The organism is Falsihalocynthiibacter arcticus (genome assembly GCF_000812665.2).
GTDB lineage: Bacteria > Pseudomonadota > Alphaproteobacteria > Rhodobacterales > Rhodobacteraceae > Falsihalocynthiibacter > Falsihalocynthiibacter arcticus.
In genome coordinates this window covers 3,470,330-3,494,576 of sequence record NZ_CP014327.1, presented here as the reverse complement: position 1 = coordinate 3,494,576, position 24,247 = coordinate 3,470,330, and the positions used below count along the sequence as shown (strand labels likewise).

At 51.8% G+C, this 24,247-nt stretch carries 22 protein-coding genes, 2 tRNA genes and 1 pseudogene; 13 read left to right on the top strand and 12 right to left on the bottom strand.

Features of this window, described 5'->3' with window-relative positions:
• Nucleotides 1-84: 84 nt before the first annotated feature.
• Together RC74_RS17180 and rocF are read right to left on the bottom strand one after the other, a co-directional pair.
• Complete coding sequence (locus tag RC74_RS17180; RefSeq protein WP_039003596.1) at nt 85-1,152, bottom strand: ornithine cyclodeaminase; 1,068 nt, start codon at nt 1,150-1,152, stop codon at nt 85-87.
• 32 nt (nt 1,153-1,184) lie between these two features.
• A complete protein-coding gene (rocF, locus tag RC74_RS17175; RefSeq protein ID WP_039003595.1) occupies nt 1,185-2,123 on the bottom strand; it encodes an arginase in 939 nt (312 codons plus the stop codon).
• Nucleotides 2,124-2,237: 114 nt separating this feature from the next.
• On the opposite strand from rocF, the gene RC74_RS17170 reads away from it, so the two are divergent.
• A complete protein-coding gene (locus RC74_RS17170; protein ID WP_039003594.1) occupies nt 2,238-2,678 on the top strand; it encodes an Lrp/AsnC family transcriptional regulator in 441 nt (146 codons plus the stop codon).
• Here the strand turns inward: RC74_RS17170 and RC74_RS17165 are convergent.
• Both RC74_RS17165 and RC74_RS17160 read right to left on the bottom strand, forming a co-directional pair.
• The gene (locus RC74_RS17165) at nt 2,675-3,133 is read right to left on the bottom strand and encodes a disulfide bond formation protein B (protein ID WP_039003593.1); all 459 of its coding nucleotides are present in this window, start codon (nt 3,131-3,133) and stop codon (nt 2,675-2,677) included. The genes RC74_RS17170 and RC74_RS17165 overlap by 4 nt on opposite strands.
• Nucleotides 3,133-3,711: a YqaA family protein gene (locus tag RC74_RS17160; protein ID WP_039003592.1), complete on the bottom strand. Its 579-nt coding sequence runs from the start codon at nt 3,709-3,711 to the stop codon at nt 3,133-3,135. Before RC74_RS17160 ends, RC74_RS17165 begins: the two co-directional genes overlap by 1 nt.
• A gap of 157 nt (nt 3,712-3,868) precedes the next feature.
• Here RC74_RS17160 and RC74_RS17155 point away from each other — a divergent pair, with 157 nt between their 5' ends.
• The 4 genes from RC74_RS17155 to RC74_RS17135 all read left to right on the top strand — a co-directional run bounded on the left by RC74_RS17155 (nt 3,869) and on the right by RC74_RS17135 (nt 7,355).
• Entirely contained in the window at nt 3,869-4,405 is a 537-nt protein-coding gene (locus RC74_RS17155) for a TRAP transporter small permease (RefSeq protein WP_062628332.1), read from the top strand.
• The gene (locus tag RC74_RS17150; RefSeq protein WP_039003590.1) at nt 4,402-5,739 is read left to right on the top strand and encodes a TRAP transporter large permease; all 1,338 of its coding nucleotides are present in this window, start codon (nt 4,402-4,404) and stop codon (nt 5,737-5,739) included. Before RC74_RS17155 ends, RC74_RS17150 begins: the two co-directional genes overlap by 4 nt.
• Nucleotides 5,740-5,829: 90 nt before the next feature.
• Nucleotides 5,830-5,913: transfer RNA gene (locus RC74_RS17145), tRNA-Leu, on the top strand.
• Between the two features lie 362 nt (nt 5,914-6,275).
• A complete protein-coding gene (locus tag RC74_RS17135) occupies nt 6,276-7,355 on the top strand; it encodes a site-specific integrase (protein WP_236939964.1) in 1,080 nt (359 codons plus the stop codon).
• Nucleotides 7,356-7,425: 70 nt separating this feature from the next.
• Here the strand turns inward: RC74_RS17135 and RC74_RS17130 are convergent, their stop codons facing one another.
• Nucleotides 7,426-8,478, bottom strand: a complete 1,053-nt coding sequence (locus RC74_RS17130) for a hypothetical protein (protein WP_039003504.1) — start codon at nt 8,476-8,478, stop codon at nt 7,426-7,428.
• 1,111 nt (nt 8,479-9,589) lie between these two features.
• Between RC74_RS17130 and RC74_RS17125 the strand changes: the two genes are divergently transcribed.
• The 6 genes from RC74_RS17125 to RC74_RS17095 all read left to right on the top strand — a co-directional run bounded on the left by RC74_RS17125 (nt 9,590) and on the right by RC74_RS17095 (nt 15,961).
• On the top strand, nt 9,590-10,159 hold the full coding sequence (locus RC74_RS17125) for a recombinase family protein (RefSeq protein ID WP_039003505.1): 570 nt from the start codon (nt 9,590-9,592) through the stop codon (nt 10,157-10,159).
• Nucleotides 10,160-10,749: 590 nt separating this feature from the next.
• Nucleotides 10,750-11,256, top strand: coding sequence for an RNase H family protein (locus RC74_RS17115; protein ID WP_039003507.1), 507 nt, complete (start codon nt 10,750-10,752; stop codon nt 11,254-11,256).
• Complete coding sequence (locus RC74_RS17110) at nt 11,253-12,137, top strand: hypothetical protein (protein WP_039003508.1); 885 nt, start codon at nt 11,253-11,255, stop codon at nt 12,135-12,137. The genes RC74_RS17115 and RC74_RS17110 overlap by 4 nt, the downstream gene beginning before the upstream one ends.
• Before the next feature lie 395 nt (nt 12,138-12,532).
• Entirely contained in the window at nt 12,533-14,179 is a 1,647-nt protein-coding gene (locus tag RC74_RS17105; RefSeq protein WP_039003509.1) for a P-loop ATPase, Sll1717 family, read from the top strand.
• A 105-nt stretch (nt 14,180-14,284) separates the two neighbouring features.
• Nucleotides 14,285-15,055 (top strand): hypothetical protein, encoded by a 771-nt coding sequence (locus tag RC74_RS17100; RefSeq protein ID WP_052274984.1) that lies wholly within the window; start codon nt 14,285-14,287, stop codon nt 15,053-15,055.
• 606 nt (nt 15,056-15,661) lie between these two features.
• The gene (locus RC74_RS17095; RefSeq protein WP_039003510.1) at nt 15,662-15,961 is read left to right on the top strand and encodes a hypothetical protein; all 300 of its coding nucleotides are present in this window, start codon (nt 15,662-15,664) and stop codon (nt 15,959-15,961) included.
• Here the strand turns inward: RC74_RS17095 and larB are convergent.
• From larB to RC74_RS17070, 6 genes are read right to left on the bottom strand one after another with little or no spacing between them, the layout of a single operon-like run.
• Complete coding sequence (gene larB, locus RC74_RS17090; protein WP_039003511.1) at nt 15,958-16,638, bottom strand: nickel pincer cofactor biosynthesis protein LarB; 681 nt, start codon at nt 16,636-16,638, stop codon at nt 15,958-15,960. The two genes, RC74_RS17095 and larB, sit on opposite strands and share 4 nt — an antisense overlap.
• Complete coding sequence (gene larE, locus RC74_RS17085) at nt 16,635-17,438, bottom strand: ATP-dependent sacrificial sulfur transferase LarE (RefSeq protein ID WP_052274985.1); 804 nt, start codon at nt 17,436-17,438, stop codon at nt 16,635-16,637. Before larE ends, larB begins: the two co-directional genes overlap by 4 nt.
• Nucleotides 17,431-18,585 (bottom strand): nickel pincer cofactor biosynthesis protein LarC, encoded by a 1,155-nt coding sequence (gene larC, locus RC74_RS17080; RefSeq protein ID WP_039003512.1) that lies wholly within the window; start codon nt 18,583-18,585, stop codon nt 17,431-17,433. Before larC ends, larE begins: the two co-directional genes overlap by 8 nt.
• Nucleotides 18,582-19,613: a nickel-dependent lactate racemase family protein gene (locus RC74_RS17075; RefSeq protein ID WP_218918090.1), complete on the bottom strand. Its 1,032-nt coding sequence runs from the start codon at nt 19,611-19,613 to the stop codon at nt 18,582-18,584. Before RC74_RS17075 ends, larC begins: the two co-directional genes overlap by 4 nt.
• Complete coding sequence (locus tag RC74_RS23355) at nt 19,610-19,870, bottom strand: lactate racemase domain-containing protein (RefSeq protein WP_218918089.1); 261 nt, start codon at nt 19,868-19,870, stop codon at nt 19,610-19,612. Before RC74_RS23355 ends, RC74_RS17075 begins: the two co-directional genes overlap by 4 nt.
• Nucleotides 19,860-21,125 (bottom strand): glycerate kinase type-2 family protein, encoded by a 1,266-nt coding sequence (locus RC74_RS17070; RefSeq protein ID WP_039003514.1) that lies wholly within the window; start codon nt 21,123-21,125, stop codon nt 19,860-19,862. The genes RC74_RS23355 and RC74_RS17070 overlap by 11 nt, the downstream gene beginning before the upstream one ends.
• Nucleotides 21,126-21,214: 89 nt before the next feature.
• Between RC74_RS17070 and RC74_RS17065 the strand changes: the two genes are divergently transcribed.
• Nucleotides 21,215-22,003, top strand: coding sequence for a FadR/GntR family transcriptional regulator (locus RC74_RS17065; protein ID WP_039003515.1), 789 nt, complete (start codon nt 21,215-21,217; stop codon nt 22,001-22,003).
• Nucleotides 22,004-22,036: 33 nt separating this feature from the next.
• Nucleotides 22,037-22,110 (top strand) — tRNA-Gly (locus RC74_RS17060).
• A 25-nt stretch (nt 22,111-22,135) separates the two neighbouring features.
• Here the strand turns inward: RC74_RS17060 and RC74_RS17055 are convergent.
• A pseudogene (locus RC74_RS17055) lies at nt 22,136-24,195 on the bottom strand (ASKHA domain-containing protein).
• Nucleotides 24,196-24,247 lie beyond the last annotated feature (52 nt).

The window sequence follows — 24,247 nt, the reverse complement described above, 5'->3', positions numbered from 1 at the left end:
GTATACACGTCCCTGCATATAGGGCGCAATGGGGCGAGCGGATTTAGGGCCGGAAATCCACGAATTCCAGCCCTTTTTGGGGATTTATCCCTGATTTGGCTTCGCGCGCAGCACCATCCCGAACAGATCACGCGGATCATCGGGGTCAGCGACCATATCGAGCTGCTGCATAAACGCTGTGCCTTGGATTTGATCGAGCACATAGCGCAGGGCAGAAAAGTCCTCGATGGCAAAGCCGACACCGTCAAAGAGGGTGATTTGGTTGGCCGAGGTGCGCCCTGTCTCTAGGCCCGCAATCACTTTCCAAATCTCGTTGACAGGGTAGTCATCAGCAAGGGCCTGAATCTCGCCCTCGACACGGGTTTGCGGCGGGTATTCCACGAAAATATCGCTGCGTTTTAGGATGTCCACATGCAGTTCGGTTTTACCCGGACAGTCGCCACCAATCGCGTTGATATGGATACCCGCACCGACCATATTGTCGCTCAGGATGGTCGCGCATTGCTTGTCGGCAGTGCAGGTCGTGATGATGTGCGCGCCCTCAATTGCCTCTTGCGGCGAGGTGCAGGACGTCACTTTGAGCCCTTGATTCTTAAGGTTGCGCACGGCTTTTTGGGTCGCTGCGGGGTCGATATCATAGAGGCGGACGTTTTGGATGCCGCAGATCGCTTTGGCGGCAAGGCATTGAAACTCGCTTTGCGCGCCATTTCCGATCACGGCCATGGTTGTCGCGCCCTTTGGCATCAGGTGTTTACTCACCAAGGCCGAGGTCGCGGCGGTGCGCAGCGCGGTCAGGATCGTCATCTCCGAGAGTAACACAGGATAGCCTGTGTCGACCGTCGCCAGCAGGCCAAAGGCGGTGACGGTTTGCAAGCCTTCATGAGTGTTTTTGGGGTGGCCGTTCACATATTTAAAGCCATAGATTTCGCCATTGCTGGTGGGCATCAACTCGATCACACCCTCGGCGGAATGGCTGGCGACACGCGGTGTTTTGTCGAAATTTTCCCAATTTTTGAAATCTTCTTCGAGGTAAGCCACGATGCCCTTCATAAAGTCTTCGATCCCGATGCTATGGACCAAAGCCATCATGTTTTGAACCGAGACGAAAGGCACATAGGCGAGGGAGGATGGGGCGAGGTTGGGCTTGTTCATTTTGGGTATCCTTGTGGAAAAGGGCGTTGTTTTTAAGAGTAACGTGTTGTTTCGCGGTCAAAGACGCGGCGGCCAAAGAGCGAGGCAGTGAGGTCGACCATCAGTTCGGCTGTGCGGCCGCGATCATCCAGAAACGGGTTGAGTTCAACGAGGTCGAGCGAGCGCATCAGGCCGCTGTCACAGAGCATTTCCATCGCCAAATGCGCCTCGCGCACTGTCGCACCACCTGGAACCGTGGTGCCAACGGCAGGGGCAATCGATGGGTCCAGAAAATCGACATCCAGCGAGACATGCAGCAGGCCATTTGCTGCGCGTACTTGGTCAAGAAACGCCTCCAGCGGGGCGGCAATGCCATATTCATCAATCGCACGCATATCAATTGCCGTGGGACCATGTTCACCAACGGCGGCGCGCTCAGACGCGTCCACTGAACGCAGGCCCAGATAGCAAATCTGTGCGCCGGGGATGGTGGGCATAGGGGCGAACCCTTCGAACCCCGCAAGCCCCATGGCATAGGCGACGGGGGTGCCATGCAAGTTGCCGGAAGTGGTGGTGGCCAAGGTGTGAATATCGGTATGCGCGTCCAACCAGAGCAGGAACAAGGGGCGTTTTTGGCGTTCGGCGTAATCGGCAACACCCGCGACGCTTCCTAGTGACATGGCGTGGTCGCCGCCCATAAATATCGGCGTCCCAACCTCCATGGCGCGCGCACCTTCGCGGCGCAGCGCTGTCGCCCAGCCAATTGTCTCGCGTAAACCGTGGACGGCTGGATTGTCACAGGCAACTTCTGGCCCCAAATCAGGTGCGAAATTGCCCCAGTCTTCGACGTTGAATCCAAGCTCGCTCAGGGCGGTTGCGATCCCCGCGGTGCGCAGGGCGTCCGGCCCCATCAAGCATCCCGCGCGGGCTTTGCCACAATCAATAGGCGCGCCGATCAAGACGCAGGTGGAGTTTTGTTTGGTGTCGGTCATGGGGTTCTCGTGGGTTGGGAAAGCGGAGATACCCTAGCTTGATCTGCGAAATGGATGGACAGAAGCCCCCTATTCGGATGAACTGGCGGCTGTTGTATCAAATCGGAAGTGATTATGGACGAATTGGATAGGAACCTCATCGCTGCCTTGCGCAAAAACGCGCGCAAAACCCTTTCAGAGCTCGCAGCAGAGCTCAAAACGTCCCGCACAACGGCGCGCGCGCGCATGGAGCGCCTTGTGGCGCGCGGCGATATCGTGGATTTCACGGTGCGTCTGCGCGAGGACGTCGCCCAAGCCCCCGTGCGCGGCCTGATGATGCTGGGGATCGAGGGGCGTGGCACCCATAAAGTGCTGCATCAATTGCTAGGGCAAAATTCCGTGCGAGAGGTCCATTCCACCAACGGAAAATGGGATCTGATCGTCGAGATTAACGCCGATAGCCTTGAGGCGTTTGACCGTGTGCTCTCTGATATTCGCCGCATCGAGGGGGTGCAAACCAGCGAGACCAATCTGCTTTTGACGACCCGTTCTATGCGCTCACAGCAAGTGGTTTAGGCGCGGCTGCGCCATGCAGCAATCCAAACGAAAGCGAGAATGAGGGAACCAATCGCGTTCCAGCTGGCCATCGAGAGGTCAAACATTTCCCACGCCACTTCGTCACAGCGCACCAAGGGCGCGCTCATGATTTGCGCCATCAGTTCCTCAGGCGTTAGGTTGGCAACGGGGCCGGATGTGCAGGTCGTCGGACCTTCCCACCAGTCGCGTTCAACGCCGGTATGAAACAGGCCTATCGCGCTAGTGGTGAGGGCGGCGATGGCACCTAGGGCGGCGAGAATACGCGGGCCGCCCGCGAGAATAAGGACGCCCAAAACAAAGGCCACGGCATGAGGGTAGCGTTGCCACAGGCACATCGGGCAGGGCGCAAGGCCGCCAATGTATTGAAACCCGAAGGCGCCCAAAAGCATCGCCAAAGAGCCAAAACTTGCGATAACTACCAGTGTTTTATTCATTACAGCACCTTCACAAAGTAAAATCCGCCCACCAGCAATACGACAAAAACGATGAATACCAAACCAAGGCGGCGCTCGATGAAGTCGCGGATCGGCTCACCGTAGACCCGCAAAAGGGCGGCGACAACAAAGAACCTAAAAGCGCGCGCAATGATCGCAGCGACGATAAAAATCGGCAGGCTGAGCCCCGTGGAGCCGGACAGGATCGTGATGACCTTGAACGGGAAGGGTGTAATCCCCGCGATCAAGACCGCCCAAGCGCCCCACTCGTTGTATTTGGTGCTGAACTCCGCGAAATAATGCTCTTTGCCATAGAATTCGAGAACCGGACGGCCCACGGATTCAAACAACCCAGAGCCGATATAATACCCAAGCAATGCTCCCAGTACTGAGCCAACAAGCGCGACGCCTGCGATAAGCCACGCCTTGGACGGGCGGGCGATAATCATCGGGATCATCAGCACATCAGGGGGAATCGGGAAAACCGAGCTTTCGACAAAAGCAATAACCCCAAGGGCCCAAATTGCATACCGACTCTGGGCGAGGGACATCGTCCAGTTATAGAGAGATCGTAGCATAGCTGCTCTTTAAGTTATTGCGCCTGAAGGCCGTTTATCACGGTCTAATGTTGGATTGTCTACGCGATGATGCGCCAATTTTAAAGGCAAAGTTACCCCGTTAGATAAACTATTGCGTGACGACGGCAAAACCCGCAAAAGAACGCCATGATGGACCGTGAAATTTCCTATCCCCCTTCGTGCGAAAAATGGTGCAGGCCTATGCGCTGTTTGGGGGGTATTGTTGATTTTGGCTGCCTTGATAACGGTAATTTCGGTGGGCACACGCGCGGTGGGGCTGGAAGTTATTTCAGGCGATTTTGAGCTGATTGAACTGGCCACAGGGATCGCCGTTTTCTCCTTTCTGCCTTGGGGGCACATGACGGGCGCACACGTCCGCGTTGACGTTTTGGCCGCGCGGTTTGGTTCGCGCGCGTTTCGGGTGTTGGGTGGAATTTCCGATGGGTTGGTGGCCCTGATTGCTACCGTTATCCTGTGGCGCTTCTACCTTGGGTTCGCCGAGAAATTCCCCTATGGAAGCGAGGCATTTCGGTCGGTATTCTCGATGGGCAGCAAACCCTTCTATCCAGAAACCACCTATGAGCTTCAGATCCAGATTTGGCTCCCTTACGGGTTTTGTCTGATTGGGGCCGCGCTGTTTGCCCTCGTAGCGATTTTGAAGTTTACCGCTGATATTCAAGGGAAAAAGCCATGACCGGAGTGGAAATCGCGCTCATTGGGTTTGCCCTTATGCTCTTGGCTATTTTCCTGCGCGTGCCAGTCGCCGTGGCCATGGGGATCACCGGATTTGTCGGGGTTTGGATCATTCGAGGCAGTGCCTCCGCACCGCTAAACCAGCTTAAAACCCTCAGCTATGACACGTTCTCCAGTTACTCTCTGTCGATCGTGCCGCTGTTTCTGTTGATGGGGCAATTCGCCACAAAATCGGGCATGAGTCGGGCGCTCTTTCAGGCCGCTGCTGACTGGCTCGGGCATCGGCGCGGTGGGGTGGCCATGGCGACAGTGGGCGCTTGTGCAGGGTTTGGCGCGATTTGTGGAAGTTCGCTTGCGACGGCCAGCACGATGGGGCAGGTGGCCCTGCCGGAAATGCGCCGCGCGGGGTATTCCGATGCCTTGGCGACAGGTGTTTTGGCCGCGGGCGGCACCCTTGGAATATTGATCCCCCCGTCGGTGATATTGGTGATCTACGCCATTCTCGCGGAGCAAAATATCGCCAAGATGTTTGCCGCCGCCATTGTTCCCGGTATTTTGGCCGCCGTGGGGTACATGATTGTTGTGCGCCTGATGGTGTCCCGCGAAAGCGGTGATTTGCGCGCGCCAAAAGTGGCCTATGCCAAGCGCCTGAAATCGTTGCTCGCAGTGTGGCCGGTGATCCTTATTTTTGCCCTCGTAATGGGTGGAATTGCGGCGGATTGGAACTGGGTTAAACCTGGGGTTCAGGCGCTGTTTACCCCCACCGAAGGCGCGGCAATTGGCATGGTTATCACGGGCCTTTATGGTGCTGCAACTCGGGGCTTAACGTGGAGTGGATTCGTGGAAAGCGTCCTCGCTGCCGCATCCGCGACCGCGATGATTTTCCTTATTCTCTTGGGCGCTCAACTGTTTAACACCTTCTTGGCCTTCACACAGGCCCCACAAACCCTTGCTGAGTGGATTGGGGGCCTCGGAGTGCTTCCGATTTTTGTTTTGCTTGGAATGCTGGTGTTTTACCTCGTGTTTGGTTGTGTGATGGACTCGCTTTCGATGATCCTTCTGACGGTGCCTGTGTTCTTTCCGATCATCGAAACCTTAGACTTTGGTTTGACTGCCGAAGCCACCGCCATCTGGTTTGGTATCCTCGCGCTTGTAACCGTCGAGATCGGCCTGATCACGCCACCCGTAGGATTGAATCTCTTTATTATCAACGGACTCGCCAAGGATGTGCCCATCGGCCAAACCTATCGCGGTGTTTTGCCGTTCATAGCGTCCGACATCCTGCGCGTCGCACTCCTTTTGGCGGTCCCAAGCCTCGCACTTATTTGGATTTAGCGCGCCGCACCGTGATTTTTGTAAAAAAAACGCATCCCGAGCGTTTTTCCTCTTTTCCCCAGCGCCATGACAGGCTACATCCACCTCGTGGCCCGAGTGGCGGAATGGTAGACGCAGGGGATTCAAAATCCCCCGTTGCAAGACGTGGGGGTTCGAGTCCCCCCTTGGGCACCACATATTCACCTTTAAGTGATTGTTATTGCTGGATTTATCACCCAGCGGTGACCCATTTACATACACGCTTACCTACACAAACAGGTTTAAGCTATGCGGAATATGACTGTGAAATACGTTACTCAAGATAAGAAATCAGGAAGCTACATCTACCGTCGAAGGGTTCCAAAAGCCCTTGTAGGTTTGATTAAGAAGAATGAATTTCTAAAGGTCATAGGGAAAACCTCAGGGGAGGCCATGACCAACTATGGTATGGTGCATCAACGCTTTGAACATTTGTTGAGCTTGTCGCGGAATGGCGTGACTAACCTTTCTCCAATGGAGCAATCAAAACCGATGGTCGCCCTTCTTTCGGAGTGGGGATGGACCCATATGGAGTGGGAAGAGACGAAAACGAGAGAACAGCAAGGGATGCTGCTGTTTCAGAGTTGGTGGATAAGTATCAAGACCCCCATACAGGTGAATATATAGGTGTACCTGAAGGTGACGCGATTCTGGCACGGGCGTTACTTGGCGGTGTCGCTGAAGAGGCTCGCACAGTGACCTTGACTGATGCGTTCAAGGCTTACCTTGCCGAGAAAGGCAAAAGTGACCCCGAGCAACTCAAGAAGCAGACCCAGAGACTTTACAGGGGTGAACAGCGTTTGATTAGTATCCTAGGAGGGGACAGACCGCTCTCTGAGGTTACTCGAAGCCATGCGAGGGCGTGGCGAGACAGTAGGGAAGCCTCAGGTGTTGCTCCCGCCACGATTAGGCGTGAACGCAATGATATTAGTGCGGTTTTCAGTTGGGCCATAAGCGAGCTTACAATTGATGGGGGAAACAACCCATTTAGTGGAATGAAGATCGCGGATGAAACTGATGGGCGTCAGACCAAACGTCTCCCGCTCCCCCGAGAAGTTATTAGTGGGGTCTATGAGGACCTGAAGGAGACACCTGACCTCTATCGGATTTGGACTCTACTCGACCACACGGGGGCACGTCCAAGCGAGATAAGGATGCTCTTGCGGTCTGAATTTGTGGTGAACGCCCCAATCCCGCACATCCTTATTTCTCGAAGAGAGGGCAGAACACTCAAGAGCAGCTGGTCTGAAAGGGCCATCCCGCTGGTTGGGGACGCCTTGGAGGTCGCCAAATCTATTGTTGCGGAGGGCGCAGGGGAGACGGTTGCGTTCCCAAGATATGCGAGCAGAGGCGGAATGGATCGGCTATCGACAGCACTTGGCAAGAAAATTAGAACGCACTCGACGGACCCTAAACATACCACCTATTCTCTTCGTCATAATATGAAAGACCGAATGAGGGCGGCTGAAGTCTTCCCAGAGACCGCCAAGGCCATCGAAGGACACGCCCTTAGTTCAGGGCAAGATGGCTCGTATGGTGAAGGAATTTCACTGGCTCAGAAACATGAGGCAATGATAAAGGCGATGCGCAACAAATAGGCCACTGAGCCCTCGGCAGTCTTAGGTAGGGTGGGTAGGTTAATGCTGCGGCAAAATGCGTTAAGGGCAGTTATGCGCTGGGAATACCCCAAATCTTATCCAACTTCTCATCTAATTCCGCAAAATTCATATTGCGCGAGCCGTCAGCCAAAAATGTATATGTGTAGGTCTGTCTGTGGATTTCATCAAACCACGGAATATTCAGTCTAGTATAAAGAGATAGCATGTTGCCAAGTTCTCTTTCGTCCCAATCGCGAAAAGTTTGTTGTGATCCATCTTCTAGTAAGACGTTGGAATAATAGGTTACTCTAACTTGCTCAATCAGAAGAGATTTTTTTGTTTCGCTATTTAAGTAGAAGTGAGTGGCGTCCCGAAGAACTGATTTGTAGTGAACACGGCTCACTAATTCATCGAACTGAAGTGGATGGAGTTCTTGTCCGTCCAATCCGAAAGGTCCAAGTTTACCAGCTTCAATCTGCAAGCCGCCATCGGCAACAGCAATCGCCCCCAGTTTCCCCATGCGGATTGCGACTGATTTTCCGAACAAGTTAGTACTAAAATCGAAAAGGTCGTAATGGCGAGACTCAGCTATTCGGTACAAGTAGACTGTGAACGGGACAGCACCATGCAAACATCTAAATACTGTAGGTTTTCTGTGGGAATTAACCAACAAGTGGAGCGAGTGTAGTTCATCAGCGAACTTAGGCGGGAATATACTTCCGAGCGAAGGGTCGCTTTGATCATATGAAAACCTGCATTCAGCATGAATGATTCCGAACAGAATTTTGAAAAGCCACAGACCCACCAATAGTCGAAGGTCATCGTTTTCAAAATTAGTCTCATAGGATTCCGCTTGTACTTTTACGCGTCTCTCCAAATCGGCCAGCGGTCCAGTATTGCAAGGTTCGCAGCACGGAGAAGTTAAACGACGATAGGGAATTAGAGTGCCGTTCAATAATGTCAGCTTCTGATTAAGCAGGCCATACTTGTGTTGCAACCAAAGTGGAAAGACGTGCTCTCCCTGTCCAGTGGACGCTGGCCCCCCGCACATAAAACATTTCCCGCATTTAATAGCATCTTCCGATACGGCAGCGTTTGTAAGAGTCTGTACGTATTTTTCCATCCGTGGCTTTCAAAATACTTCCGACATTAAGCATCAGTATAGGCTTAAAGATCAAGCCGCCGCCATATCCAGTTGGAGTTTATTTATTCCATAATTTTTGTTGGCTTGTAGATATGTGTGCATGTAGGTTTGCCTATTTGTTGGCCAGAGCGCCCCTTTTAGCAAGCCACAGTGCAAAAGCTATATAGATGATAGCGTCATACGTCATGTTGTGATTCTCCTTGGTTGAAAGTAACGCTCGGTTTATTTTAGGCGTCGTGCAGTACGTCTTTTGAACTGTTCTTTCAGTAGCCTTAACACCCCTCGCTTTAACACCCTAGGGCCACCTTGAAGGACTCCTCTGGGCCTCTCAGAGGGTGATGTGCAACCATGATATCACGCCCAGCGCCAACGCGACAATCACACCTTTGAGGAACTGTGAGCGCCTGTCGAAATCTCACTTTATAACTGTAAATAATTAGGTTGCACCCTTAGAGGAAGATTCCTGTAGTTACCTTCAGGTATAGCCTTGGTTTGACCTTTGATGATTGATGAACAGATACCTACCTTTAAGGTTACCTGAGGGGTACCCTTCATTGATGATTGAGGTTCCTTGTGGGTTCCTAGCAGGTAGGTCTAGCGATAAATCATTGCTAATGAACACCTATAAACAGAGACCATTGGGGAAGACCCAACACCAAAGTTCGAGGTGTTGAATTGCTGATGGGGTCTAGATCAACTTTTTGGGGTCAAAAATGTGAGCGGGTATAATGATGGTGGCGCAAACCGCGTTATCCCCCGTACCCCCCTCCCTCACTCACAGATTCATTCACAACATACCTTCAGCTACACCACGGGGTTTCAATTTCGATGAGGAACACCACCCGAGTTCAATCTCTTGCCGCACAGGGGGTTAGTAATGTGGTTAGTTGCGCACCCCATTCTTAGCGAAGCCCTAGCCAACTCCACGGCTGAGTCAAAATGACTCACTCAAGATTGATTGCTGATTGATCTTTTTGGGTATACTCTAGCGGAGCATCATGGCGGTACACGCATGGTGACCCATTAGGGTGGACCGCTCAATTAAAGTACACCACAAGCATGGGGTCTAGACCCAAAAGGAACAGTTCAGATGGCAATCTACGGTTACGCAAGAGTTTCAACAACAGACCAAAACCTTGAAGTACAACGCGAGGCGCTGGGCGCTGCAGGTTGTGAGACAATCCGCGAGGAGAAAGCCAGCGGCACAAGTATGCAAGGGCGGGATGAGCTTGAGATACTGCTGCAGTTCTTGCGGAAAGGTGACACGCTCGTCGTTACACGGGTGGATCGGTTGGCGCGGTCTGTAGGTGATTTGCAGACGATAGCGAAGGAGTTGGAAATGCGGGGCGTTGCGCTCAAGGCTACCGAACAGCCCGTTGATACTAGCACGGCTGCAGGTAAGGCGTTCTTCGGGATGCTGGGGGTTTTCGCTGAGTTCGAGACCAACCTTCGCAGTGAGAGGCAGATGGAGGGCATTGCAAAGGCAAAGGCCAACGGGGTCTACAAAGGGCGAAAGCCTATCATCGACAATGCTGAGGTTCACAAGCTCGCTGCAGAAGGTTTGGGGGCCACTGAGATTGCCCAGCGCTTAAACATCGGGAGAACTTCAGTATATCGGGTGTTGAAATCCACAGTAGCAGCGAAAAGTGAAGCGGCGTGAGGAGCCCTCAGAGGCACCTTAGAGAAACGTTGTCGGGTTTGCCCTAGGGAGGGAGTCTGATGGCGCCAAGCGAGTCCTAGCGGCCATCCCACGACTCGTATGTAGCCTATCTGTTTTAGGAGATAGATTGCTTGATTTTCAGGTGAGACTCTGGACCTCGGAATCGACCCATGTTAGCTATCGTAGGGTGGACATCCTTACGCTAGTGGTTTGTTTTCACTAGTGGTTTTAGTTCACCCCTCAAATGTCAACGACACATGAGGAACACTAATGTTTACCAAATTCAAAGAACTCCCAACTCAACTCAGTATTCAACTTTCCCCTCGACTTGACGGGGAGCCATGGGCGTTTGCTTTGCCGATCCGTGGGGGTTACCTCATACGCCTTGGGGGGTGGTTTATCTACCTTGAGGGTGGCGGGAAGGCGTATCAGTGGGGCGGCCACAGTAATTAGGTTGCTTCTTTAGTTAAGCTGTGTGCCCCCCAAATGACTTCAAGGGTCCCTGAATTAGGTTGCGCCATTAGTTGAGGTATTCTCTGGACTGCCAGAACACCAACCTCACCATTTTCAATTTAGAAGAAAGAAATACAATGACCAACAAAGATGAAACCGCTCAGGCGGAACAAGTAACTATGGCTTATGCAATAGGCTCCCAGATTGCTAAAACCAAAGCTGGGGGTTGGGGCTGTGCTGTTTTGCACCCCAGTTTCTGTCAATTAACCGTCATGGAGGAAAATGGCCGCTCAGACGCCACAACGGCACCTCGAGAAAACCTGTGGGCGGCGCTGGGCGCACTTGAAATGACGCCTAAGGAAATCCCACTGGTTGTCTACATGTGCGACCACAACACCATTAACGCTTGCAATGGAGGCATTCCCAAATTGAAAGCAAACGGCTGGAGGAACTCTGGAAATAAAAGACCCTTAAATCAAGATATCCTTGAGCGGATCGAAGCTGCCATGAAAGGGAGAAAAGTTCAGTTCAAAAGCTTCAAGAAAGGTTGTGGAGGCATGGGAGAGAGACATGCCCGTAGACTCGCGGCTATGGCGATAGAGGGTCAGTTAGTTAGTTCTATTCAGATTGGAGAGGACGCATGATTTCTGAAACCAAATTCGCAGCCATTGAACGACTGCAAGGTGAGTTGGCACGGGGGGAGGCAATGCCCCCCAGCGTCCCCAGAAGCCTTCCCCTAGAGGCTATCCGTGAGGAACCAATTGTGTTCCAGCCGCGAAAGGATGGGGTAGACCCAGAACGCGTTGAGAAGATTAGCCAAGATGTTAATGGCGGGGTTCTTGACGAGCAAATCCATGTTTGGTGGAGCGGTATGGGGTGGATTGTCGTTGATGGACATCACCGCATGGCCGCTTATCGACTCAAGGCTGACAGGGATGGCGAAAAGGGTCTCAAGGCGCCAGTGAAGGTCCTAATAGGGCACTCTCTGGATCAGGCCATGGCGGTTGCCAGCAAGTTAAACTCTCGGGAGAAAGATCCCATAACCAGAGAGGAGAAAATGGACAGTGCGTGGGTGTTGATTTGCCGTGACGTCGGATCGAAGAAAGAGCTTCACGAATGGACTGGGATATCTCAGGGGCAGATTGGGATAATGCGAGCGCTCTTTAAGCGGCTAAGGGAACGTAGAAAGTCGCCAATGCGTCTAATGGGGATGACTTGGGAAAACGCACGATTGATGGATAAGAAAGGCAAACTGAAACCCGAGTGGTCCCCAGAGCAGGAGGAGGCAATGGCGCAGGAGTGGGGAAGAAAGCTGCTAAAAGCCTTGGGGGAGAAGATGAGGATGCAGCCCGAGGTGCTTGCACGGGCAATCCAAATAGTTTCCGAGGAGTTGCCCCATAGGCTGATTAGGAGTGACGCCTTCCATGATGGCTTTGAGAAAGCTAAAGAAACCACGGGGTTTGATCTACTTGAAGCCGAGGGAATTGAGGCAGGCGGGGATAAGGGACTTGAAGCTGACTTTTAGGGAAGGCTGGAAGCTGTAAGGCTTTTGACTGATGGGGCCTGTGTGGTGAGTATAGGTCTGTATTGAAGATGAGTGTTGCGCCCTCTGATGAGGCCGCTACCTTAATGGACCCTGAAGGACAACAACAGGAACCTTGACTGTGACAGCAATCTTGCTGAAATGGCGATCCTGAAGGATGCCTTATTGGAACCTTAGGGTAACCAAAGCCTAGATGGTACAATTGTACAGGCGGCGATCAAGTGTAGAACTAAACACGAGATGAGCAAATTCTAAGCTGCCCATTGTCCGTGTGTTTGTGCGAATAGATTAGAGAAAACTAGCCAAGCTAGGTTGACGGTCATAATTGATTGTCTCAGGATGATACCAGATCAGGTCCGCTCTATGGAGAACTTCAATTGGCTAATAAAATTACTTTTGCTTCAAACATTAATATTGGTCAAAACGGTGCGGAGAATGACGACGAGTTTCTTTTCAAGTGTTTTATTGACCATCACGCGTTGAGTGAGCTCACTGACATGAACAACCCCTCGAACTTCGTCTTGGGGAGTACGGGCAGCGGCAAAACTGCTTTGCTTAGAATGATTGAGAAAAACAAAGAAAACTGCGAATCCTTCGAAGTTCATGAAATGGCGATGAATCACATTGCCAATAGTGATGTCATTCAGTTTCTCCAAAGTATTGATGTTGATCTAAGCATTTTTTTTCAAGCTCTGTGGCGACACGTCATTTGCATTGAGTACATTAAACAAGTCACTCAAGCCGATACGAAGGACAAATTCCGATACATCAAAACGAAAATTGTGGACTTCATTAAGCGTGAAAGCGTACGGGACAAAATGATTAAATTCATTGAGGACAATGAAAATAGGTTCTGGAATACCGTAGATGAGAACATAATTGAAATCACGGAAGCTTTGGAAAAGAACCTTACCGCCACAATGGGAGGCGAGGTCGAAAAATTTACACTACGCGCTGGTTATGCTCGCGGGTTAAGCGGTGAGAAGAAGGTACAATTACAGCAGCGAGCCAAAAAGTTTGTTGATGGCAATACCATCGCGGAGCTTGGACACGTGATTGGGGCGCTAGCCGAATACACTAAGGGACGCGCAGACGAATATTTCATTCTAATTGACAGGTTGGATGAAGCATGGGTTGACGAGTCTATTAAATACCAACTTATTCAGTCACTTTTCGAGGCGCTAAAAGGGCTTCAAAAGCTTCGTAATCTAAAAGTAATCGTCGCTCTTCGAAATGACGTATACGAACGAATGATTAGGGAGGCACCACCGTCACGAGCACAGCTAGAAAAATATAACGACTACATTGTTCGGCTACGTTGGACCAAGGAACAGCTTTGGCAGTTGGCTGAGAGGCGAGTAAACCATTTGTTCAAATGGAAGTACTCATCTGAGAACGTTCACTTCGTTGATATTTTTAAACAAAAAATCGACACACGACTAACAGTATGGAATTACTTGCTAGAACGTACACTTCTGCGGCCAAGGGATGTCATAAATTTTGTGAATGAGACTTTGCAAAAGTCGGAGGGGAAATCGTCGGTAAGCAAAAAAGACTTTCTCAATGGTGAACACACTTATTCAGATCTACGTCTTGAAAGCCTGCGGTATGAATGGCACGGAACCTATACAGGAATAGGCGTTATGCTAGACTCACTTCGTAACAAGCCTTCCTATTTTGGCGTGTCTGAATTTGCTACATCTCGGTTTGTTGATCACCTTTGGGTCGAAATCGGGAAGGATCTCGACGGTCAGAAAGACGATATTTGGCTTTCAATCAATAAATCCGTTGAGGATAGCGCAACAATTGAGCCACTAAGCTGTTGCCAAGGTATGTTCTCTCGGTTGCATTTGATAGGAGCGGTCGGTCTAAAACTTTCGTCATCTGCATCTTGGCAATGGTTCCATGAAACGGGCAAACCCGTCTCTAATCATCAGATCGGTATGGATACCAAAGTCCGAATTCACCCCATGCTGAGCTTCGCGCTTGGCGTCTCTGAGCGGCGAGCAAGTGAAAAGGATTGAGTAAATACTATTTAGATTTTTGCATTTGATTATAACAGGCTTGGAACCGATTTTTAATCGAAGCAAAACCCCCGCCGACTCGGAACAAATTGAAGGTCGTATATTATGAGCGCTGAGTTTGAACGGCAAATGAAGAAACTTGCGGGTGATGGCCCTGCTGAACGGCAAATCCTCCTCCTAAAACTCCAATATGAATTCGAGAATTCCCCAAATTTTGGGAATAGATACGTTGGTGACGCCTCGTCGCCAGCTCAACTATGGATAGCTAGGATAGGAGCCTTACTATCCCGCGTGAGCTTAGAGCACAAAATTCAATTTAGAACCCAAGTGGGTACAAGTGTGCAATTTTGGGTTATCTCGATGGATGGTTTGCGCAGAGCGCTTTCTGCTGCCATTGAAGAAATTAAATTGGAATTAGAATTAGATGGCCGCGACGATATTGGGCAGGTCTACGCTGCGGGAAAAGAATATGACTTTTTTACCGACTTGAGAGGCATTTTTGCGAGCGCGGAAAATGAGCTCTTTTTAGTTGATGCATACTTTGACGGCGCTTCGTTTGAAGCCTACTTTAGTGCTGTTAGTAGAGATCTCTCGATCAGAATACTTTGCGGAAGTTATGCGAGGGACATTGCAGCCTATATTGATAAATTCAGCTTGCAAACTGGAGCAAAAATTGAAATCCGAAAGACAAAGTTAGTACATGATCGGGTTGTCTTTTTGGACGGTTCGGATTGTTGGCTTGTCGGAGCATCAATCAAAGATGCTGGGAAAAAACCAACTTACCTAATTCCACTTGCACCTCAAATTTCCCCTCAAAAGCTTTCGATTTATGAAGGAGTTTGGTCTTCTGCTGTATCAATTTCATTAAAAGCGTGAACTAATCAACATACACATTTACACACACAAGATAATCTATTAGAAATTAAATTGTTATAAAACAATAGGTAAGCAAATGTGGTTGCTCCCCCCTTGGGCACCACAGCTTACAAGTTTTCCCTTTTTTTATTACCCCGTCGGGGCAGGGGTCTTCTTGTGCCCCCCACTTGTTTCTTGGCTACGGAACTTGCAATTTCTTTATTTTGGGAGAAACGTTAATATTTTCTAACATGGACAGTTCTAGCAGGAATTGTTTAGGTAGACACTATTCTTAAACTAGTAATTGTATCAGATAGTTCAAATCCCCTATGCTCAATGACTTGAAAAATGGGCTTCAGGGGGATAATATCCCGTGTCGCAAGGTTTGGGGAAAACGTCTCCAGAAGTAAGTGGCATAAAGTATTTCCATATCAATACCTTGTGCCCATGAGTTCATGTATTTTTCGGTAATTTAATGACTTTGACGGCAATCGCATCAGAAGCGCCCTGACCTCCAAAACGCACGATAAATGTATAAAATTCAAGGCAAACCGAAAAGTTTCGCGGATTATTAAGATTCAGTCTGCATGATCCAAAGCGGGTGATTTGGGTTTTTAGGATGGGTTTATGAGCATACACCAAGATATTTCTCAAGGTGGCACAGATGTGTCAAATGGGACAGCAGACGCAAAAAATAAAGTGCAAAAACGTTTTCGAAATGTTGTTGTTAAGCGGGAACGGCTTTTTAACCTGCTTCAAGAGGAGCATTTAAAAGAACGGCTTGCGGCGCAGGAAGAAAACGTTTCCAAAGATACGCCCAGTGCCTGCGTTTTCCGGCTTTATGGGACGGGGCCATTGCCCGAAGTCAAACCAATGGCCGCTGAAAACGACGACCCAACATCACAAGGGGTTGTCACATTTCGTTAGAAAACGATAGCACCAGTGTCTTTTTCGGAAACCGCAGTAGGGCGCAATATTTTGGCTGCTGCTGCGGCAGCTCCAAAGCCGTTGTCGATATTTACGGTCAAGACACCAGGTGCGCAACTTGCCAAAGCTGAGGTGAGGGCCGCCTGTCCGCCTTGGGAAACGCCATAGCCGACGGACGTTGGCACCGCGATTACCGGAGCACAGACTAATCCGGCAAGGACCGAAAAAAGCGCACCTTCCATACCTGCAATTGCAACTATCAATGGAAATTCGCGTAATTCCGGTAGACGTTCTTGCAATCGCCACAATCCAGCGACGCCTAGATCGGCGAAGAGCACTGCGTTTAAACCAAAAAACTGCGCTGTTGAAATAACTTCCTTCGCAACCTTATGGTCGGACGTTCCACCCGTCACTACGGCCAGTTTTGGAGCATTCGGCGCGATTTTTGGCGCCCGAAAGACTGCCGTCCGTGCAACTAAATCGCAAAACACATTGTGAGGAGCCAACGCGTGCAATTGTGCGTCCGTCAGGCGGGTCATCAATAGTGGCGTCTGGGATTGTACATGTGCGTCAAAAATGTCCAATAGATGTTCCACAGACTTATTTTCGGCATAAATTACTTCGGGGAGGGACGTTCTCGCTTTACGATCCCAATCAATATTTGTGTGTGATTTCATGATGATATGGGCATGATAAACGCGCTCCCTCGACTATAGGCTGCATGACCTATGAAAGGTTTTCCAGCCATTTCGCAAAGCGTTTTGACTGCTTGAAGGGCCGCTTCGCTCGGCTTGGAACTTGTATCCAATCGCAACCCGTTTGGCGTGAGGCGACACCGAATGTCGTCCGCATCCATCATCGTGGCCGCGGCAATCTCGATTTTATGGATGAGCGCCAAGTCGTCGGCGGAAATGGCAATGCCCGTCTCAACGCGACTGGCCAAACAGGGTTGTGCGGGCAATGTGGCGATATCCGACAATCCCAGCAACTGCGCGAAGTTGCGCAACTCCGATTTGTCGATTTTGGCCTCTACAAAAGGGTGTAAAACGTTATTCTCTTTCGCGGCAATCAAACCGGGTCTGTATTCGCCAAGGTCGTCCAAATTTGTGCCAGCAGCTAGGTCTCCGTGGCATTCCAGACGGATGCGAACATAGAGATTACTCTTGCAGAAATAGCAGCGATTATGGGGGTTTTTAATGTAATTTGGGTCGTCAAACTCTCGGGCGTTGAGTGTTTTAAGTTTCCAGTTTTCAGTTCGCGCCATATCCCTCACGCGCTGCGTGGCTTCGCTCGGAACGGCAGGTGACAGCGCGTGGGCCACAGTGACCTGCCCATTGAGGCGTCCCGCAATCGTGGCGAGCGTTAGGCTGTCAACGCCACCACTCACGGCTACTGTCAAGTCTGGGGATTGCATAACAACCCTGCGCAAACGCTGAAATGTGGCGAGTTTCTCAAGGGCTTTCGGAATATCATGCATCACGTAGTCCTTCAGATTCACGCGCTTGCTTGCGCCGCTCAGCAAGGCTCAAAAGGGGGGCCAAAGCGTCGCTCTCGACCTTAATTGTGTTTCCAGTGGGCCTGATGGCCGTTTTAATTGGCCAGCCTGCATGCGTTTCGGATGTGCGTCGCAGGATTTTTCGGCGAACCATCGAAAACCGAACTCCAAGCGTTGATGTTTGGATAAAACAGGCGCGTATGACGGAGTCTTGCTGTGCGGGAAGCGCCAAAATGCGTAGTGAAGTGCGATTGCGTCCCTTTTTTCCCAGTTCTTGCCGGCATCCGACGTCAATTACCCCTTCAGTCTCGCATAGGTATTCGACTGAGATAGCCAGTTCTTCGCCTGTCATGTCGTCGATTTCAAACGCGATTTCACAGACCATATCCTGTTGTACATCGTCGCCGGTAGTCTGTGTTTCTAAGACCCTCAAGATATTGGCAACATTGGGGAAGTCCTTCTGTCCTGCCCCTATGCCTGTCTTGCCGACGGACCCCGGAGGAGCCTCTTTTGCAGGTTCCAAATACTTAAGAATCGCGGCCCCAGTCGGAGTAATTCTTTCGCCGCTAACACCATCATCATAACCCTCAAAGCCCCGCAACAGGAGAGTCGTCGCAGGGGCAGGAACGGGAATCCAGCCATGCTGTGTTTTTACGCGACCGGAGCCAAGAGGCAGTGCACTCACCGACCAAGTTGCGGCAGCTTGTTCAATGATGCTTGCAGCGCCAACAATATCGGCGAGGGAGTCCCAATCGGCGACCTCATGAAAATGGACAGCGTCAATTTCAACGCCATGACATTGCGCTTCGGCTGAAGCTAAGTGGGTAAAAATGTCGAGGGTAATTACCTTTACTTCATCCCGTAAGTTGCTGCCATTAATAAATTTTTTAATATTAGACCAATGATGAGTGGGAGGTGCATCTGTTTCAATTTTGAAGGTAACCTGTGACGCTCTAAACCCAGCTTTCTTGACCGTAGCAACAGTTAATCCAACCGCGAAATCTAGCCCCGCATCGGAAATATCTTGGCGCAAAATCGGCTCAAAATTCGGAAAAGTATCCAACATGGCCGCAAGGAACATATCGCCCGAGATACCGCCCAAAACATCTAGGTGAAGGTGGCGGCTCATGCCTTTTTCCGTGCCTGTGGAACCACATAGGGCCCCTCTGGGATCACAGCGATATCGGCGTCGCCATGCGTTTTGATACTCGCGGCGATGGCTGCGGTGAGGTCTGTGACGCGGGAAATACCCGTGACTGCAAAATCCGCTTCGGGTAAGTGCGATGAATAGAGATGCACATGCCCCGCGCGCATGGGTTTGAGCTGCATTTCGGTCTGCCATTCGTCAACATCAGCAAAAGATTTAGCCAGTAGGGAGTCCAGAAATGCCGTCGGGCCCATTGCAACCAATTTTTCTTGCGCGGCCCGAAAATGTGGCGAGCCAAGCCCTTCGCCGCAATGGGATGCGATGATCAACGTGCCTCCGGGCGCAAGGATATCGAGGGGAGTGACCATGCCTTTCACCGTTTGGTAATAGGTTTGGTCCAACGGATAACCCGCAGCGGAGGTCACGACCGTTTTGAACGTCCGGCCCACGGGGATTTCGGTGAACTCTCGCACAAATTCAACGGCGGAAAGGTGGCTTTGGATGATCTCGCCGAAGCTTGCAAAAACCAGCCTGCGTTTTTCGTCAATAACGGTGTTCAGGGCGTAGGTTTCCCCCAGCATTTGCACGATTTCGAGCTGTTCTTCATGCAATGGATTTGCCACCAGATTGCATTCCTTGGCAGCGGGGTCTTCCATGAACCGCGCCGAGTGAAACGTGCGTATGGTTTCGTGATGCGCGACACCGGGGGCGACAACTTTGCGCCCTCCAGAATAGCCCGCCATAAAGTGAGGTTCCACGAGGCCCGTAGCAATCCGCAGATCAGCGTCGACAAGCCGTTTATCAAGTTTGACCGGAACGCCGCGCCCTTTGGTGACGCCTAAATCAACGTGATCCTCATCGTTGAGCGCATAGTGGTTTTCAACCCGAACGTTCTCTAATACCCAAGGATCATTGACTAATTCTTCGAGTTCTTCACCCAAATTGGGTCGATGAAGCCCCGTCGCAATGAGGACGGTGATCTTATTTTTGGGAATGCCGCCGGCAATCATCCCTCGATCATTGGACGCAGGAAGAGATGGTTTGGAACGGGGCGGGTGATGTCGCAAATTAGGATACATGCGGATTTTCGACCCTTACACAGAGCCTCGAAATTCGCGCTGCCAACGGGATTGCTTAGGGCATTGGCGATGAGATTTTCTGGCGAGTCCGGCGTGGGAAACGCGGGTTTTGTAATGACGGTCGCCTTTGCGCCTTCGGGCAAGGTTAGTTCTAGGCCCTCGCGCCCATATAGAAGGTCAATTTTCATCTGTTGTCTCCACAAAAATCGCTCTGAAATCGTTCACGTTGGTATGGGTCGGTCCGGTTTGAACGAGACCGTCGATCCCTTCGAAAAAACTATAGGCGTCGTGGTTTGCCAGTGCGGTATAGGCCGCATCGCGGGTGGCTTTTGCGTGGGTCTGGGTCGTCCAAATCGCCCCCGCGTTATGTTCTGATCCGTCGCGCCCATCTGTGTCGCAGGCCAGTGCCGAGATCGCCCGATTGTCCCAAGCGGCAAGGGCAAAGCCCAACAAAAACTCGCTACAGCGTCCGCCTTTACCCGGTTTTGCGCGCACGGTCACGGTTGTTTCTCCGCCGGAAATCAAGACGGCTGGTCCACGTGCGGGTTGGCCGTGGCGGTTAATTTGTGTCGCGATTCCCGCCATAACTTTTCCGGCCTCGCGGGCCTCACCTTCAATTGCGTCGCCCAAAATTATCGGGGTCACTCCAGCGCGTTTCGCGACAGCGGCGGCGGCCTCAAGGCTTGCTTGGGGGGCGGCGATGATGTGGGTTTGGGCTTTGGTAAAGGCAGGATGGTCGGCGTTTGGGGTTTCGCCATCGGGGCCTTTTAAAACGTCAAGGATGTGGTCGGGAAGGTCGATGGAGAACCGCTCGATGATCGAAAGCGCGTCCGCGACGGTGGAGGAGTCGGGTACAGTTGGTCCAGAGGCAATAATCGATGGCGAGTCGCCGGGAACGTCGCTTATGGCCAAGGTTAGAATCTGCGCAGGAGCGGCTGCTACGGCGAGGCGACCTCCTTTGATGGCCGAGAGGTGTTTGCGCAGCACATTCATTTCGTCTATTGCCGCACCACTTTCCAAAAGAAGTTTATTTAACAATTGCTTGTCTTGCAATGTTAAACCGTTCGCGGGAGCAGACATCAGGGAGGAACCGCCGCCAGAAATCAGGCAAAGCGCAAGATCCTCTGGCCCCAACTCCTCTAGGAGCGCAAGAATTTTGCGGGCTGCATTAACACCCGCCTCGTCGGGAACGGGATGCCGCGCTTCCACAATTTCGATGCCCTCACAAGGTAATGACGCACCGTGTGGAACGATGACGAGGCCTTCGCACGGCCCCCATTGCGCTTCGACTGCCTGTGCCATGCGCGCGGAGGCCTTTCCAGCGCCGACGACAACCGCGCGCCCCTTGGGCTTTTCTGGCAAATAGGGGGGAACCGCTTTGAAGGGGTCAGCTGCCTCAAGAGCCGCGTCAAAAAGGGATTTTAGGAAGTCACTAGGTATCATTTCGGCCTCGGCAGACGTTGGCGTGAATGGGTGTGCTTGCTTTATGCCCGATTGTCAGGCAATCTGTCAATCAATCAAGGAGTAGCCACATGTTCAAGCCCGTTGCACAGGTTCCCAGATACCGCCTTGTGGCTCAGCAAATCGCTGATCGTATCCTAGAAGGTGCGCTTAAAGCGGGGCAGAAAATGCCTGCGGAGCGGGTGTTGGTGGAGAGTTTAGGCGTTTCTCGCGCCACGATCCGAGAAGCACTTATTGCCTTAGAAATAACGGGCTACGTCGAAAATAGGTTCGGGGCAGGGGTACAAGTTGCGGCCCGTCCGCCGCGGGACAATCAGTTATTAGAACTTGCTGGGCCGGGACCATTTGAGCTTTTGGAAGCGCGAATTATGATTGAGGGCGAAGTCGCAGCCCTCGCGGCAGAAAACATTGGCTCTGAAGAAATTGCGCGTCTGAAAATGTTGATTGATGCCATGCAAAACGAAAGCGGCAGCGCGTTTTGGGGCGAAAATGCGGACGAAGAGTTCCATCTAACGATTGCGCGGGCGACGGGAAATCTGGCGTTAGTGAATGCTGTTGCCGAATTTTGGCGTCAACGATTGCAGATGCCAATGTGGGTTAAAATCCACAGTCGAGTGAACGTCGATGCAATGAAACCTCAATTAATTCAAGAGCATGTGGAGATCGTTGCCGCTCTGGAGCTAGGAAATGGTCCCAAAGCGCGCGAAGCGATGCGCCGCCATATCGCGTTGTTTGGGGCCCAGATTTTGGACGGGTGGCAGGCTCTCGCGCCTGAAGACCGCCAAGAAGTTTCTCCACCACCAGAACGGTTGCGGCGTCGTGTTGAAACGGAAATCGGAGAATGGGATTTCCCCTCTTGAACCGCTCAAAATCGCGAGATAAAATGTCGGCATGCGGGTGTAGCTCAATGGTAGAGCAGCAGCTTCCCAAGCTGAATACGAGGGTTCGATTCCCTTCACCCGCTCCAAAATATTCCCTTTAAAATTATGGCGTTAGCTACGACGTCTGCGCCGCCGTCCGCCCTCTGTTCCATCACCAGACGTGTTGAAATTCAACGACGGCAAGGTCAGAATCGCGTCGAGATGTGGGAAGCCATCCACGGCATTGGGAATGTTTGACGCGTTGACGAAATGCTCCTGAAAGCGGGGTTCAATCGCGGTTTCGATTTTGTGGATGGCACGCACCGTGGCTTCGATCTCGCGCCGTGCGTCAGTGTTCAACAGTGCGATCCGTGCGCCTGTGCCTGCGGCATTGCCTGCGGAGGTCACCTTGTCGAGCGCGCAATCGGGGATCATACCCAAAATCATGGCGTGTTTTGGACTGATGTGTGCGCCAAAAGCGCCGCAAAGCACGATGCGATCCACAGTGTCGACATCGAATTTGTCCATCAACAAGCGCGCGCCAGAATAGAGCGCGGCCTTGGCCATTTGGATTTCGCGGATGTCGCGATTGGTCACGGTGATTTTTGTGCCCCCAAGCGGTGTCGCGTCATAAACGAGGTAGGAATTAGTCCGTCCATCGGGGAAACAACGCGGCGTGCCGACTTGCTCGGCTGATCCGATGAGGCCCGGCCCGTCGACGATCCCTGCAACGCGCATTTCTGCGACCAATTCGATAATTCCAGAGCCGCAAATGCCCGTGACGCCCGTTGCCAAGGCGACCTCGTGAAACCCTTCTTCGGTCGACCAAAGGTCGCTGCCGATGATTTTAAAGCGTGGTTCCTTGGTCTCGGGGTCGATTTCGACACGTTCAATGGCACCTGGTGCGGCGCGTTGACCTGCAGAGATTTGTGCGCCTTCAAAGGCGGGGCCCGTGGGAGAAGAGCAAGCTAACACACGGGTTGTATTGCCTAAAAGGATTTCCGCGTTGGTGCCGACGTCGACAACAAGCACAAGGTCTTCGGATTTTTCGGGCGCTTCCGACAAGGCAACTGCCGCGGCATCCGCGCCAACGTGACCCGCGATGCACGGCAAAATATAAAGCGCGGCGTTTTCATGCAAGGGCAAACCAACATCGCGTGCGGCCAAATTGAGGGCGTTTGAGGTTGCTAATGCGAAGGGCGCTTGACCCAATTCATAGGCATCAATTCCCAAAAACAGGTGGTGCATGACCGGGTTGCACACGATGGTCGAGTCGACAATTTGCGACAACTCGATGTCGGCCTCTTTGGCGACGTCACGACACAATTGCGCCATGCCTTCGCGCACGGCGGCGGTCATTTCAACTGATCCGCCTTCGTTCATCATGCCGTAACTCACGCGGCTCATCAGGTCTTCGCCATAGCGAATTTGGGGGTTCATCAGCCCAGCACTTGCGACGACTTCTCCCGTTTCCAAGTTACACAAATGTCCCGCAATTGTTGTCGATCCGAGGTCAACGGCAAGGCCAAAGAGCGCGCGTTCGTCAAAGCCTTGGAAAATGTCGAGAAGGACGGGTGCGGTACCCGTGCCCGCGTCGTGGATGATACAAGTGACTGACCAGTCGCCTTTGCGCAAAACCTTTTGCAGACGGGTTAAAACGGGCAGGGAGGCCGTGATGCCCACAATGTCCCATTGATCAGACAAGCCTTTGGAAAGGCGTTCAAAATCCCCCGTGGGTTCATGCATATCTGGTTGCTCTACACTGACCAATACACGGCGAATGGAGGGCGCGAGGGTAATGTCACGGGCCTCGGCTCGCTTGCGCACGACCTGCTTGTGCACTTGGCTTTCGGGGGCACGTCGATCACGATATCCGACGAAATCACCGCCTGACAACCCAGTCGCCGCCCCGCTTTTAGGCCGCGAATGCGATCATAGCGCTCTTCAACTTCGTTGATCGGCGACAGCGCGGTTTTTGCCACGGTGAGCCCGTGTTTCGGGAACTCGCCAAAGGAGGGTTCGACCTGACATTTGCTACAAATCCCGCGCCCGCCACAGACGGAATCTAGATCAACGCCCAATTGACGCGCCGCCGTGAGCACAGGGGTGCCCACAGGAAAATGCCCCCGTTTTCCGGAGGGTGTAAAAATCACGAGGGGGTCGATTTTGATGTCACTCACGGGGAAACTCATTTTTTAGGAAGCAAAGGGGGCAAATTTCACCCCCTTTTTGGTGTTTCTTTTA